Source organism: Ignicoccus hospitalis KIN4/I (genome assembly GCF_000017945.1).
Lineage (GTDB): Archaea > Thermoproteota > Thermoprotei_A > Sulfolobales > Ignicoccaceae > Ignicoccus > Ignicoccus hospitalis.
The window spans coordinates 1,042,182-1,055,134 of sequence record NC_009776.1 but is presented as its reverse complement, the minus strand read 5'-3'; the positions used below and the strand labels follow the sequence as shown (position 1 = coordinate 1,055,134).

The window sequence follows — 12,953 nt, the reverse complement described above, 5'->3', positions numbered from 1 at the left end:
CCTCCGGGGGAGCGGCTTGATAATAGTGGAAAACTTGGAGGAGTTCAGCGAGTGGCTGCTCTACGAGTACGAGCACGCCTACGAGCTGGTAGGCGACGAACTTTTAATAACGAACGTAAAGGACGAGAGGCTGAAGGAGTCCTTGAAGGAACTCGGAATACCTTTCGAGGAGAGGAGCGTGGTCGAAATTATAGATCACATGCCGAGGCCTTGGGTCGTTCTGGACCCCAAGGGGGAGGGCGAGCTCACTCCCGATGAGGCCTCTGGGACCGTGGTGGTCGGCGGGATCTTGGGGGCCCACCCCCCTAAGGGGAGGACGTGGGAGCTCTTGACCAGCAAGCTGCTGCCCAAGGGGGTTCTGGTGAGGAACTTGGGCCCCGAGCAGTTCTCCATAGACGGCGCGGTGGCCGTGGCTTGGTTGATTAAGAGAGGTAAGAAGCTGAGCGAAATAGAGAAGGTAGTGGGCTTGGAAGTGGAGGTCGGGGAAGTTATGGGCATGAAGGTGGTAGAAGAGCTCCCCTACGCGTACCCGGTGATAGGAGGGGGGGTGTTCTTCTCGGAAAAAGTAAAGGAGTATTTGAAGAGGAGGAGGTTAGCCGAATAGCGCCCCGAGGCCCGCGGAGAGGTCCTCCTCCGAGACCTCCTTCTTCTCCTCTTCTTCCTCTTCCGCCTCCTCCTTCTTCTCCTCCTTCGCCTCCGGCGCCGGCGCGGCCGGGACCTCCACCTCTATTCCGAGCTCCTTCGCCTTGTCGCCCAGAGCGCCCACCAGCGCCAGCGCTTGCGCGTAGGCCTTGCTGAGCAAGTACGGCGCGGTCTCCTTGGTGAGCCAGCCCGCCTCCACGGCTACCTTCAGCGCGTCCTGGAACGCCTTCGCCACGCTCAGCTTCAGCACCTCCGGCACCGGGTAGGCTATGCTCACTCCCAAGGCCAGCGCGTTGGTGTACGCTTCTTGTATCTGCTCCTTGTACTTGTTCAGGTCGAGCACCAGCTCCTCTGCGGGCACCCACCTGTTCAAGCTCTTTATGTAAGCTCCCTTGATCTTCATCTTTAGCTCCATGGGCGTTATGCCCAGCTTCTGGAGGAGGCTCGCGAGCTCCGGCGAGATCACGTCCCCGGGCTTCGCTACCACAGTGTCCTTGGCGATGTGTATGGTACCCCCTTTGACCATAGTTTTGATCTTCAGCTTACCGAAGGTTGAGAGTATGGGGCCCGGGGTGAGGCCGGTGTCGCCGGCCGGGACCACTATCTCGCTCTGGGCCACGTCGCCGGGCTTGGCGGGGGCGGGCATGCTGAACTTAGATATCTTGAGGGCCAGCTTGAAGGGGTTGTCGTTAGTGAATATGAACATGTTGGAGCCTACCAGTTGCTCATCCATCTCCTTAGGCATCTCAATGCCGCTCTGTTCAAACGCCTTCCTCACCAAGTTGTTCTTTATTACCTTCATGTAGGGGAGCTCTTTCCTGAACTTCTTCCTAAACTTGTGTACCAAGTTCGCTGGAGTTTCCACTAGGTCCAGTACCAGCACTACGTCGTTCTCCTTCAGCTTCTCCTTTACCTCGTTTACCAGCTTTACCTTCCACTCGGGGAACTTCTCCCTGTGGTAAGTGGAGACCCTGCCGGTGATCGCGCTCAACGCCCTTCACCTCCTGCTCAGAACGAGCACCGGCGGTCCCATCGTGGTCTTCACTATAACTTTAGCTATCTGGTTTTGAGGGTTGGGGAGCTTCCTCTCCAGAGCCCCCAAGACGGCCGCCGCGTTCTCCGCCAGCTCCTTGGGGTCCATGTCCTCCGTGCCTATGCTGCACATCACTTGCGGCTGCTTCCTAATCCTCAAGTTTACAGACTTGGAGTACCTCTTGACGAAGGCCTCCAGAGGCGCGTTGGGGGGCAGGGGGACCGGGGCCTTCCCCCTGGGGCCCAGGGCGGGGCCCAAGACCTTACCCGCTATGCCCATCAAGTCCGTCTGAACGAGCACCCAGTCGCACCTCTTCGCGAGCTTCTTGGCCGCCTTCTTGTCCATCTGTTGGAGCTCGTCCCTGGTGACCACGGTCAGGCCCATCTTCTTCGCTTGTAGCGCCAAGTCGCCGTGGGCCACCACGCATATCTTGACCTCCTTCTTGGGGGCGTGCGGGAGCTCCACCACCTCCCTTATCCTCCCTTCGGGCCCCTTCAAGTCTATGTCCTTCAATACCACTATCATGTCCACGGACTCCTTGAAGTTGCGCTTCCTGCTCCTCTCTACGGCCTCCTTGACGCCCCTCTCCAAAAGGGCTTCGTCCACTAACAACTTCGGACCCTCCCTCACCACTGAGAGGGGTTTTAACTGACTGCCTCCCACTCGGGCTCGTACTTCTTGAGCTGCTCGTCGTACTTGCCCTCCTCGACCAGCCGCGTCACCTCTTTGGGGTCCATCTTGTCCACCGTGAGCCCTATAGCCCTAGCGGTCCCGAGTACGGTCTTTACGGCCCCCTTCAAGGTCTTAGCCGTCAGCTCTGGAGCCTTGAGCAACGCCGCCTCTATTACCTTCTCGAAGGGCAGGTCGCCGACCTTCTGGTGTATCGGGTCCCCGGAGGGGGCCTTGGCGCCCGCCAGCTTTAGGAGGAGCTCAGTTATGTTTGGAGGCTCCACCTCTATCTCGTACTCCTTGGTGTCCGGGTCAACTATCACCTTTACGGTTACGGTAAACCCCTTGTACCTCTTGGTGACCTCGTTTATCTTCTGAACTACCTCGTTGGGGTCCAGGCCTACGGACTCCAGCGCCGGCTTTATCGGGGGCGCGGGCTTGGCGTTGCCGCCCTCGACGCTGAAGGTTAACACTTTCTTGGGCATCCCCGCTTCACCTCCGCACCGGCCGCACGTAGTCCGCGGGGACTGTTATTTGCAACGGATAAGCCGCCTCCACTATGCTGAGGACCAGTTCGTTCTTCTCCGGTATCTTGGCTTCAACCCTCGCCTTCACGCCCTTGAAGACGCCGGCCACCAGCTCCACTATGTCGCCCACCTCGACGGTCTCTATTATCGGCACGGGCTTTATCATTTTGAGCACCTCCTCCAACGATATCTTCTTGCCGGGCCCCCCTCTGACGTACTTTATCCCCCTTACCGCCTCTGCCACCACGAAGTGGGCGGGGCTCTCCACTATGACGAACCCCTTAATCCTCGGGGGCACTATGACGGACTTCACGTCTAAGTTCTTTGCTCTCGCCCTTTCTTCAATTAGCAGTGCAACGTCAATTTCCCTCCCGCTCACGGTCCTTACCGGGAAGAACGGCACCCCCATCACCCGTAGAGCATTAACACTATGACCAGCCTTATTATGTATGCCAAGGCTGCAATTATTAACGTGCTTAGGCCTACGACCTTCAAAACCGTCTTGAACTCGTCCTCGTCGGGCTTGCTCGCCAAGGCCAATATGGTCCTCCAGTCGTTCATCAAGTTCCTCAACTGCTCTAGGTAGCGGTTCAAGTCCTTCACTTCTCCTCACCCAACAGCCGCTCCACGAACCACTTGGGGTCGAACTTTATCAAGTCCTCATAGTTCTGGCCTACGCCCAAGTATAGGACGGGCTTCTTTATGGTAGCTGCGACGCTCAAGACCGCTCCCCCCTTGGCGTCTGCGTCCACCTTAGTCAATATTACAGCGTCGACGCCCACGGCCTCGTCAAAGAACTTCGCTTGTTCGACTGCGTCGTTGCCGGTTAAGGCGTCCAAGACTAAGACCTTGTAGTCCGGCTCTGCGACCCTAGCGACCTTCCGGAGCTCGTTCATCAAGTCCACGTCTACGTGCATCCTCCCGGCAGTGTCTATCAAAACTACGTTAAACCCCCTCGCCTTGGCGTACTCTATAGCGTCGTAGGCCACGGACGCCGGGTCGCTCCCGTAGGGCTTGGTTATTATTGGTACCCCCATCCTCTCCGCGTGTACCTTGAGCTGCTCCACCGCCCCGGCCCTAAAGGTGTCCGCGGCCGCCAGCACCGGGGTGACCCCGGCCCTCTTCATCGCGTAAGCGACCTTGGCTATGGTCGTGGTCTTCCCAACTCCGTTAACACCCATGAACATGATTTTAAGTATCCGGCCCTCCCTCTGGGCCCGCTTGGCCTCCTCGATCAAGTCGAACGCGGGTACGCTTATCAAGCCCAGAATTGCATCTTTTAACGCCTTCTCAATCACTTCCCTCTCGTCGACCCCCCTCTTTATTTTCAAGCCGGCTAAGTTCTTCTTGAAGTTTTCTATCAATTCCTCCGCGACTTCGTAGGCCACGTCCAGCTCGCTCAACGTCAGTACGTACTCCTCCAGGAGAGGCTCTAGCTTCTTTACGTCTATTTCTTTATAAACTATTGTGTCCTTTAACTTCGTTAAAAGGCCCTTCTTCTCCTCCTTCTTTTCCTTCGGCCTCTCCTCCGGGGTTACCGGCTTCTCCTCGGTTACTTCCTTGGTACTCTTAGCTACCTCGTTGACCAGTCCCTTGAGTGCCTTCTTTAGGCGCCCCAGCAACGTTCAGTTCCCGGTAGATCTCGGCGACCCTGGCTTCTATTGAAGTCAGCGCTTGGGTCACCTTAGCCAGCTCTGCTTCGAGGAGCTTCAGCTGCTCTTCGATCTTCTTCTTGTCCTCTTTGAGCCTCTGAACGGCTTCTTCGGGCTTCGTGGACAAGTAGACGTTGGCTCCCAACGGGTAAAGCACCTTGGTCTGGAGCTTAGACTTCACGAACACGGGCCCCATAGGGACCAAGGCTTCCTTCTCTTCCTTCAGCTCCTCCAGCTCCCCCGCCGCCAGCTCGGCGTCCTTCTTGAAGGCGTTGAGGCGCTCCACCTCGACCGCGAGGCTGGCTTGTAGGGCCCGGAGCTGTTCGTACTCCCTTTGGAGCTTCTGGAGCTCCTCCAGCTTCTCTTGGGGGACGTTCACTTCCACGCACCCCAGCCCAGCTTGTACTTCCTCCAGACCTTGTGGGCGTCGTAGGCCTCCCAGCTGTTCAAGTGGGCCAGCTGGAGGAAGTAGATGTCCTCTATCTCCTCCTCCTTCACCTCTTGTACGTTCTCAACCCTTATGTGGTACCTCTTCAGCTTGTGCCTGCTGCCGAGCTCGGAGAGCACCCTCTCCACTACCTCCTCGGGCTTGGTCCCCCTCCTCACCACCTCGAAGGCCTGCCACCTCGGGTTCTTGTCGTGCGATACCAGCATATAGCCCCTAATCTTGAAGAACTTGACGTCGCTCACGTTCGTTACCCCTCAGCGGCCCCCTTGGGGGCTTTTTAATGGCTCACACCTCATTAGCGTCCCTCCCTAAGGGGCCCCGGTAGGCATCGTTTGAGGGACCGCCACGAGATAGAGCTAATGAAGAGAGTGGTGGTGGGCCGAGGGACGAGGAGGGAGCTGCCGAAGGTCATCAAGGCCTTGGGCTTTGACGGCGGCGAGGTGCTCGTGGTCACCGGCCCTCACGTGTGGTCCGAGTGGGGCGACGAGCTCCAAGGGCTGTTGGAAAAGGAGGGGTTCAAGGTAGACTTCGTGACCGTCGTGGAGCCGTCCGTTGAGGAGGCGAACAAGGTGTTGGAAGGGTTGAACGGGGAACCCAACGTGGTGGTGGGCTTCGGCGGGGGGAAGGCGATAGACGTGGCCAAGTACGTTGCTATGAAGCTCGGGAGGGACGTCGTGAGCGTGCCCACCGCCACGAGCCACGACGGCATAGCTTCCCCGTTCTCCAGCCTCAAGGGCTTGAAGGGGCCGACCAGCGTCAAGACAAAGACTCCCATAGCCGTGGTCGCGGACATCGAAGTCATAGCTAGGGCCCCGGAGAGGCTCAACCGGGCCGGCATAGGGGACGTGCTGGCGAAGTTCTCCGCGGTGCGCGACTGGAGGCTCGCCCACGTGTTGAAGGGGGAGTACTACGGCAGTTATGCCGCCTCCCTCGCACTGATGAGCGCAAAGCACGTCCTCAAGTACTCTCCGCTGTTGAAGGCCTTGAGCGAGGACGGGTTGAGGATCTTGGTGGAGGCACTCATCTCCTCCGGAGTAGCCATGTGCATAGCCGGCTCTTCCAGGCCGGCAAGCGGGAGCGAGCACTTGTTCTCCCACGCCTTGGACGTCATAGCGAACAGGCCGGCGCTCCACGGCGAACAAGTGGGCGTCGGGACGATAATGATGCTCTACTTACACGGCTCCAAGCTCTGGAGGAAGGTGAGGAAGGTTCTGAGGGACTTGAACTTGCCTACTACGGCGGAGGAGCTAGGCGTGGAGGACGAGAAAATAATAGAGGCACTCACCATAGCTCACAAGATAAGGCCCGAGAGGTACACCATCTTGGGCAGCGACGGCTTGACCAGAGAAGCCGCGGAGAGACTGGCGCGCACCACAGGAGTGATAAAGTGACCCTCAAAGGCCCCCGCGGAGGAAGTCATGAGCTCTCCTCAGAAAGTCCAAATAAACAAGAAGCTCTTAGTGTTGGCCTCCGTCGCGGTCGCGGTGATAGCCGGCCTCGGCATAACCTTCCTCGTGCTGAGCAGCAAACCGCCCAAGGCGGAGGTCACCCAGCAAGAGCGCTTCGGCGCCCCCGCCGAGGAGGTGCCTAAGGTAAGCGTCGAGTACCCCCTCGAGTTCGTGGAGCTCGAGGGGGCGGCCACCGCCCAGCCCTTAACCTACCCGGACGAGGACGGCACGGCGTTCCTCTTCGTGAACACTATAAACGAGACTCAGGAGATATGGACCATAAAGGGTAACAAGGTAGTGGGCAAGTTTGAGATAAAGGGCCCGGTGGTGCCGGTCTTCGACCCTAGGAAGGGGGAGTCCGCCACCCTCGACGGGAAGCTCCTCCTCGGCGTCAACGGCACGCTGTACGCGATATACGGGGACGAGGCCGAGCCCTTGGGCAAGTACGCCCACTCCCCCGACGCCCGCGTAGGCATCTTCGTTAAGAAGAACGACGTCTACGCTTGGGAGGTGAGGGAGGAGAAGCTCGGCAACGACACTTGGGTCTACTGCACCCTGTACGACGTGCTCAAGGACAAGGTGGCCTCGAACATAACCTTCAACTTGGGCGCCAACGTTAGCGCCACCAACCCGTTGCCTGACTTGTTGGACGGGGACGGCTGTTTGGTCTTGTGGTTGAGGAAGATGTCGCCGATAATGTATTACCACTACAAGGGCAAGGGAGGGGAGGCGAAGGGCGAGGAAGACTTAATTAAGATGAAGGTCGCCACGTTCGCCCCCATATTCTTGGAGAACGAGCCCTACTCGAGCAAGCCCTACTTCATGCTGATAAGCTTGGGCGAGAGGGGAACTTTCGTGCTGAGGTTCCACGACATATTGGACAACGAGACCGTGCTCTACTCCTTGCCCGGCATATACAACTTCGTAGGGGTGGGGGACTACTTGGGCAACGGCTACGTGGGCGACGCCCTCTTCTTGGTCGCCACTAGGAGGGGCTTCGAGGCCTACATATTCGACGTTAACAACATGTATCAGAACTTCACCATAGGCAAGCTGGAGCCCGCGGTTGCGGTGGCCACCGGGATATCCTTGGAGCCCAAGGTAAAGAGGGTGTTCGGCTTGGGCAACTTCACCAACACCACCATTACTATAAAGAGCAACGTCGGCGAGCTGAAGTTCAAGGTGAAGAACGTGCCCCAAGAGGTCTCTTCGCTGTTCATAACCTTAACTATGGGCAAGAGGACGTGTTACACGGCTGTAGTGAACCCCACGGTGGGCGGGCTGACCACGCAGCAGCAAGTGATAAAGGGCAAGGTCTACTTGGCCAGCGGCTGCTGGGGCTAAGCTTAATTTTTTGTGAGGGGCCCTCGCCCGGGCATCGAGGGTGTACGAGCTCCTCCGAGAGCTCCCCCCTTCCGAGGAGGTCTTACAACTCCTCCACCCGACCGTTAGGGACTGGTTCAAGGAGAAGTACGGCAACTTGAGCCCGCCCCAGAGGGGGGCGATAAAGCTTATCAAGGAGGGCAAGAACGTACTCATCTCCTCCCCCACCGGGACTGGGAAGACCTTAGCGGCGTTCTTGGGTATCATAGACAGCTTGTTTAGGATGGCGGAGGGAGGGCTGCTGGAGGACAAGGTCTACGCCGTTTACGTCTCCCCCCTCAGGGCGCTTGGAAACGACATGAGGAGGAACTTGATAGAGCCGCTCAACGAGATCTACCAGAGGGTGGAGGAAGGCTTCCCAGAGATAAGGGTGGCCATTAGGACCTCCGACACCCCTCCCTCGGAGAAGCAGAAGCAGCTCCGGAGGCCTCCCCACATCCTAATTACTACTCCGGAAAGCCTCGCCCTCTCCTTGGCCTCCCCCAAGTTTAGGGAAAAGCTCAAGGACGTCAAGTGGGTCATTGTAGACGAGATCCACGAGATGGCCTCTAGCAAGAGAGGGACCCACTTAACCTTGACCTTGGAGCGCTTAGCTTTGCACGCCGGCGAGTTCCAGAGGGTCGGGCTGAGCGCCACCATCCACCCGTTGGAGACCGTGGCCAAATTCTTGGGCGGGAGGGGGAGGGAGGTCTGGATAGTGGACGCGAGGTTCGCCAAGCCCGTGGACATAAAGGTGATATGCCCCGTGAAGGACATAGTTAACGCCGACGCGGAGGAGCTCAACGACGCGATCTACCGCACTATGGTGAAGCTGATAAAGGAGCACAGGGCAGTCTTGATATTTACTAACACGAGGCACTCCACCGAGAAGGTCGCCTTCAAGTTGAAGCAGTACTTGGAGAAGGAGGGCTTGGCGGACAAGGTGGCCGCCCACCACTCCTCACTCTCCAGGGAAGTCAGGCTAGAGGTGGAGGAGAAGCTGAAGAAGGGAGAGCTGAAGGTGGTGGTGACCTCAACCTCTTTGGAGATGGGAATAGATATAGGGCACGTGGACTTGGTAATACTGCTTTCCAGCCCCAAGAGCGTGAGCAGGCTTCTGCAGAGGGTCGGGAGGGCCGGGCACAGAATAGACGCGGTTTCCAAGGGAAGGATAATCGTGGTGGACAGGGACGACTTGCTCGAGAACGCGGTCCTCGCGAAGTTGGCCAGGGAGAAGAAGATAGACAGGGTGAGGATACCCAAGAACGCCTTGGACGTCCTCGCTCAGCACTTAATAGCTTTGACCTTGGAACTGGGCGAAGTTCCATACGAGCTCGCGCTGGAGGTTACGAAGAGGGCCTACCCCTACTGGGAGTTGGACGAGAAGGACTTCGAGTCCGTCGTGAAGTACTTGGCGGGCGAGTACGGCTTAGAGGAGGAGAAGGTGTTCCCCAAGCTGTTCTGGGACAAGGAGAGGAACGTTTTGAGGAGGAAGAGGACCAGCAGAATGATATTCCTAATGAACGCCGGCACGATCCCGGACGAGAGCAAGGTAAAGGTGGTAGACGCTAAGAGCGGCAAGCTGTTGGGACACGTGGAGGAGCTCTTCGCCCAGAACTTGGTCCCCGGGGACGTCTTCGTGCTCTCCGGGAAGACGTATAGGTTCTTGTACTCCAAGGGAATGAGCGTCTACGTGGAGCCCGCGCCCAGCGAGAGGCCCACGGTCCCGGCTTGGTTCAGCGAGATGCTCCCCCTTGCCTACGACTCCGCCAGAGAAGTGGCCAAGTTTAGGGAGATGTTGGTGGATATGAGCGTAGAACAGCTCGTCGAGGAGTACCAGCTGGAGCCTTGGGCCGCTAGGAGCTTGAAGGAGTACGTCCAAGAGCAGCTGGAGTACGTCGGCGCAGTCCCGGGCGACAGCACGTACTTGGTGGAGATATGGGATGAGGAGGACAGGAGGAACTTCATCTTCCACTTCCTAATAGGAAGGAGGGGGATAGACGCCCTCTCCCGGGCCTACGCCTACAAGCTGGGCCAGCTCACGGGCACTAACGTGAGCGTCACTGTGACCGACTACGGGTTCATGTTAACCGTGCCCGGCCACCCGGAGGTGGACGTGAGGGAGTTGGTCTTCTCCGTGACCCCTGAGAACTTGAGGCGCTACGTGGAGGAGGCGGTGAAGAGGACGGAGCTCTTCAAGAGGAGGTTTAGGCACTGCGCGCAGAGGGGCTTCATGATATTGAAGAGGTACAGGGGGAGGGAGAAGAGTCCGGAAAGGATGCAGCTCTCCGCTCAACAGCTCATAAAAGTTGTGGAGGGCTTGGAAGACTTCCCCATCTACAAGGAGACCTTGCGGGAAATCCTGGAAGATTACATGAACGTGGAAGCGGCGGAAGAGACGGTGAGGAGGATAGTTGAAGGGGAGGTGGAGGTGAAGGTGGTCGGCCCCTTGGACGTGCCGAGCCCCTTCTCTCACGTCATAGTGGCTAACGCCTTCAGCGACGTAGTACTCATGGAGGATAAGAGGAAGCTCCTCCAGAGGCTGAGGGAGATGGTGCTGAAGAAGATTCAAAGTTCGAAGGAATCGCCGTCGTCGGGGACCTCGACCTTCACCCCCAGCGCCTCTCCCTCCGCCAGCACTTCCGCCTCCCTAACCGAGGGCAGCAAGTGAACCGCGAAGACCACCTTAGCTCCTATCTCCTTCCCCAACCTCAACGCTTCCTCGTAAGTGTTGTGCGCTCCCTCCTCGCCCTTCGGCAAGGCGGCGTCCACTATTAGGTAGTCCACCGAGCCCTTCAAGAGCTCCAAGCTCTCTTGCGGCAGCCACTTGGTGTCCAGCGCGTAGGCCAGCTTGCTCCCACACTCCACTAAGAACCCGCTGGCCGGTATGGAGTGGTTCAAGGGGAAGGGAGTTATCTTCACTCCCTTTATTTCAAACGTTTCAAAGGGTCTTACCTCGAGGAGCTTGAGGGAGAACGGGGCGTCCTTGATCTCTCTGAAGTAGGGGTGCTCGAACGTCTCCTTGATGGAGAACGTGGGCATCTCGGGGCCCCAGCGGAAGAAGTTCAACCCTCCCCAGTGGTCCACGTGGGCGTGGCTTATCAAGATGAAGTCTACGTTCCCCAGCCTCTTCGCCCCCTCTAAGGCGGCCTCCCAAGAGCCCACGTCTATAAAGAACTTGGCCTCCCCGCACTCGAAGGCGTAAGTGCTGGGCCTCCTCCTCTTCTCCGTCTCCTTCCCGTAGGCCGGCCACCCGCTGGCCGGGCCCGTGCCCAAGAAGTGCGCCCTCAAAGGGCTCCGCCACTGACGGCGCCCCCTCTGCCCCCATATACCTAGGGTTCCAAAAGAAGCCGCGAGGAAGCGGTTGTGAAGGTCGTCGGGAGGGTGGTGGAGGTAGAGGGGCTTGACACCTATACCGTAGTTCTCGACAGCTCTACGAAGCTGAGCAAGTTCGAATTTGTATACTTTGAGGAGGACGGCAAGAAGGTGTTGGGTTACGTGGAGTGGATAAGGGTCAAGCCGTTCTTGCCCTCCGACGTCCCGTGGGACGTGGCAGCCAAGATGCCGTTGGACGGCAAGACAGCCGTCGCCTTAGCGAGGGTGAGGAGCTTGGACGAGGGGACACCTTCAGTAGGACAGTGGGTGTACTTAGCTTCCGACGAGGACGTCTCGGCGCTCTACGAGGTTCCCGAGGAGAGGGCGCTATGGATTGGAAACTTGAAGAACAGGCCCTCGGTCCCAATAAGATTGGACATGAACGCCTTGGTGAGACACTTAGCAATAATAGCGGCTACGGGCTCCGGGAAGACTTGGACCAGCGTGGTCTTGATAGAGGAGCTGTTGAAGAAGGGCGCTACCGTCTTAATACTGGACCCTCACGGCGAGTACGTACCGATAAAGGAGAAGGTGGAGGAGCTCGGAGGGGACGCGTTAGTACTGAAGGCCCACGCCGATCAAGAGGGGGACGTGCTCTACAAGATAGACTTGACCACGGTAGATACCGACGAACTCGCGTTCGTCATGGGGATACCCAAGACCGCTACGAGGATAAGGGCAGTGCTGGAAGGGGTCAGGTCGGCCGCGCAGAAGGCCTTCAAGGAGGGGGGCGACCGGGAGGCCCTAAGCTTGAGGAGGATGGTGGAGTACCTAAACGCGGTGGCGGAGGCCTCGGAGGTGTCTCGCTCCTTCAACCAGTTCGCCTCGCTCCTCAAGTCCAGAGACTTTCCCATAGAAGAGAAGGCGGTGAAGAAGCTGTGGAGCGTGGTTAGGAAGGGCCCCGACCCGGTCTACGACTTAATAAAGTACGTCTCTGAGCTGGAGAGGCTCGGCGTGTACGACACTAGACCCACACCCTTAATGTCGTTCTTGAGGCCCTCCACCGCGACCGTGTTCAACTTGAGCGGCATAAAGAAGGAGGTCCAAGTCCACTTGGTATACGACGTCCTCAAGAGGATATTCGAAGCGAGGGTGAGGTACATGAGGGAGGTGCCCGGGGAGAAGTACCCCTTCCCGGTAATGGTGGTGGTCGAGGAGGCCCACCGCTTCGCCCCTCCCCCGTCCGAGGAGAACGTTTGGACCACGAGCTTACTGAAGAGGATTGCCTCGGAGGGGAGGAAGTTCGGAGTGCTGCTCACCATAATAACCCAGAGGCCCAGCAGGGTGGACCAAACGGTCCTCAGCCAGTGTCAGAGTCAAATAATAATGAGGATAATTAACCCGAAGGATCAAGAGGCGGTGGCGAACTCCTCGGAGGAGCTGGGGGCGAGGCTGGCTTCGGACTTGCCCTCCCTCAAGCCCGGGGAAGCCATAGTGGTCGGCCCGGCGCTCCCCAAGCCGGCCTTCATCAAGGTCAGGCCGAAGGTGCTGGACTACGGCGGAGGGGACTTGGACTTGGTGGAGGAGTGGGGGAAGGCGACCTTGATAAAGGAGAGGGTCCGGGCTGTGGAGGAGTTGGCGCCTAAGGTGGCCGAACTCTTGGGGACCAGCTTCACTAAGGACGACATCGAGAGGGCTAAGGGAATTATAGTAACCGAGAAAATATACTTGAGCAAGGTAGGGAACAGAGTTAAGGCGAGGGTGGGGGAGTGCTCCTTCGTGCTCGGGGAAGGGGGCTGCGACCCGGCCCGCGCCTTGGCGGCGGCGGTGGAGGCGGCCCTTAGGGGCTACCTCTAG

At 58.3% G+C, this 12,953-nt stretch carries 14 protein-coding genes; 5 read left to right on the top strand and 9 right to left on the bottom strand.

All coding sequences use genetic code 11. From position 1 onward, the window contains the following. Window positions 1-25 precede the first annotated feature (25 nt). Window positions 26-604: an SAM-dependent methyltransferase gene (locus IGNI_RS06085; protein WP_238374130.1), complete on the top strand. Its 579-nt coding sequence runs from the start codon at window positions 26-28 to the stop codon at window positions 602-604. On the opposite strand, the gene IGNI_RS06080 is transcribed toward IGNI_RS06085, so the two are convergent. Genes IGNI_RS06080 through rpl18a form a run of 8 tightly spaced genes read right to left on the bottom strand, consistent with a single transcriptional unit; the run spans window position 593 to window position 5,213 of the window. Continuing rightward, window positions 593-1,633 carry a 50S ribosomal protein L10 gene (locus IGNI_RS06080; RefSeq protein WP_012123323.1) on the bottom strand — a complete coding sequence of 347 codons (1,041 nt, stop codon included), beginning with the start codon at window positions 1,631-1,633 and terminating at the stop codon, window positions 593-595. The genes IGNI_RS06085 and IGNI_RS06080 overlap by 12 nt on opposite strands. 6 nt (window positions 1,634-1,639) lie before the next feature. Then, on the bottom strand, window positions 1,640-2,287 hold the full coding sequence (locus IGNI_RS06075) for a 50S ribosomal protein L1 (protein WP_052570559.1): 648 nt from the start codon (window positions 2,285-2,287) through the stop codon (window positions 1,640-1,642). Between the two features lie 32 nt (window positions 2,288-2,319). Next, a complete protein-coding gene (locus IGNI_RS06070) occupies window positions 2,320-2,829 on the bottom strand; it encodes a 50S ribosomal protein L11 (RefSeq protein WP_012123321.1) in 510 nt (169 codons plus the stop codon). A 7-nt stretch (window positions 2,830-2,836) separates the two neighbouring features. Continuing rightward, window positions 2,837-3,280, bottom strand: coding sequence for a transcription elongation factor Spt5 (locus tag IGNI_RS06065; protein ID WP_012123320.1), 444 nt, complete (start codon window positions 3,278-3,280; stop codon window positions 2,837-2,839). After that, window positions 3,280-3,474, bottom strand: a complete 195-nt coding sequence (locus IGNI_RS06060; RefSeq protein ID WP_012123319.1) for a protein translocase SEC61 complex subunit gamma — start codon at window positions 3,472-3,474, stop codon at window positions 3,280-3,282. The genes IGNI_RS06065 and IGNI_RS06060 overlap by 1 nt, the downstream gene beginning before the upstream one ends. Continuing rightward, window positions 3,471-4,493, bottom strand: coding sequence for a signal recognition particle-docking protein FtsY (gene ftsY, locus IGNI_RS06055; protein WP_012123318.1), 1,023 nt, complete (start codon window positions 4,491-4,493; stop codon window positions 3,471-3,473). Before ftsY ends, IGNI_RS06060 begins: the two co-directional genes overlap by 4 nt. Next, on the bottom strand, window positions 4,441-4,908 hold the full coding sequence (gene pfdA / locus IGNI_RS06050) for a prefoldin subunit alpha (RefSeq protein ID WP_052570291.1): 468 nt from the start codon (window positions 4,906-4,908) through the stop codon (window positions 4,441-4,443). Before pfdA ends, ftsY begins: the two co-directional genes overlap by 53 nt. Next, the gene (gene rpl18a, locus IGNI_RS06045) at window positions 4,899-5,213 is read right to left on the bottom strand and encodes a 50S ribosomal protein L18Ae (protein WP_012123316.1); all 315 of its coding nucleotides are present in this window, start codon (window positions 5,211-5,213) and stop codon (window positions 4,899-4,901) included. The genes pfdA and rpl18a overlap by 10 nt, the downstream gene beginning before the upstream one ends. 90 nt (window positions 5,214-5,303) lie before the next feature. Here rpl18a and IGNI_RS06040 point away from each other — a divergent pair, with 90 nt between their 5' ends. The 3 genes from IGNI_RS06040 to IGNI_RS06030 are packed head-to-tail and all read left to right on the top strand — an operon-like array spanning window position 5,304 to window position 10,452. Beyond that, window positions 5,304-6,362 (top strand): NAD(P)-dependent glycerol-1-phosphate dehydrogenase, encoded by a 1,059-nt coding sequence (locus IGNI_RS06040; protein WP_012123315.1) that lies wholly within the window; start codon window positions 5,304-5,306, stop codon window positions 6,360-6,362. A gap of 27 nt (window positions 6,363-6,389) precedes the next feature. Further along, window positions 6,390-7,763, top strand: coding sequence for a hypothetical protein (locus IGNI_RS06035; protein ID WP_012123314.1), 1,374 nt, complete (start codon window positions 6,390-6,392; stop codon window positions 7,761-7,763). A 40-nt stretch (window positions 7,764-7,803) separates the two neighbouring features. Next, a complete protein-coding gene (locus tag IGNI_RS06030) occupies window positions 7,804-10,452 on the top strand; it encodes an ATP-dependent helicase (RefSeq protein ID WP_012123313.1) in 2,649 nt (882 codons plus the stop codon). Here the strand turns inward: IGNI_RS06030 and IGNI_RS06025 are convergent. Next, window positions 10,350-11,072: an MBL fold metallo-hydrolase gene (locus IGNI_RS06025; RefSeq protein ID WP_012123312.1), complete on the bottom strand. Its 723-nt coding sequence runs from the start codon at window positions 11,070-11,072 to the stop codon at window positions 10,350-10,352. The two genes, IGNI_RS06030 and IGNI_RS06025, sit on opposite strands and share 103 nt — an antisense overlap. A 75-nt stretch (window positions 11,073-11,147) precedes the next feature. Here IGNI_RS06025 and IGNI_RS06020 point away from each other — a divergent pair, with 75 nt between their 5' ends. Continuing rightward, window positions 11,148-12,953 (top strand): ATP-binding protein, encoded by a 1,806-nt coding sequence (locus IGNI_RS06020; RefSeq protein ID WP_012123311.1) that lies wholly within the window; start codon window positions 11,148-11,150, stop codon window positions 12,951-12,953.

Coding starts and splice junctions, on each gene's coding strand:
- IGNI_RS06035 (WP_012123314.1), top strand. CDS start 6,390: ATGAGCTCTCCTCAGAAAGTCCAAATAAACAAGAAGCTCTTAGTGTTG.
- IGNI_RS06070 (WP_012123321.1), bottom strand. CDS start 2,829: ATGCCCAAGAAAGTGTTAACCTTCAGCGTCGAGGGCGGCAACGCCAAG.
- IGNI_RS06065 (WP_012123320.1), bottom strand. CDS start 3,280: ATGGGGGTGCCGTTCTTCCCGGTAAGGACCGTGAGCGGGAGGGAAATT.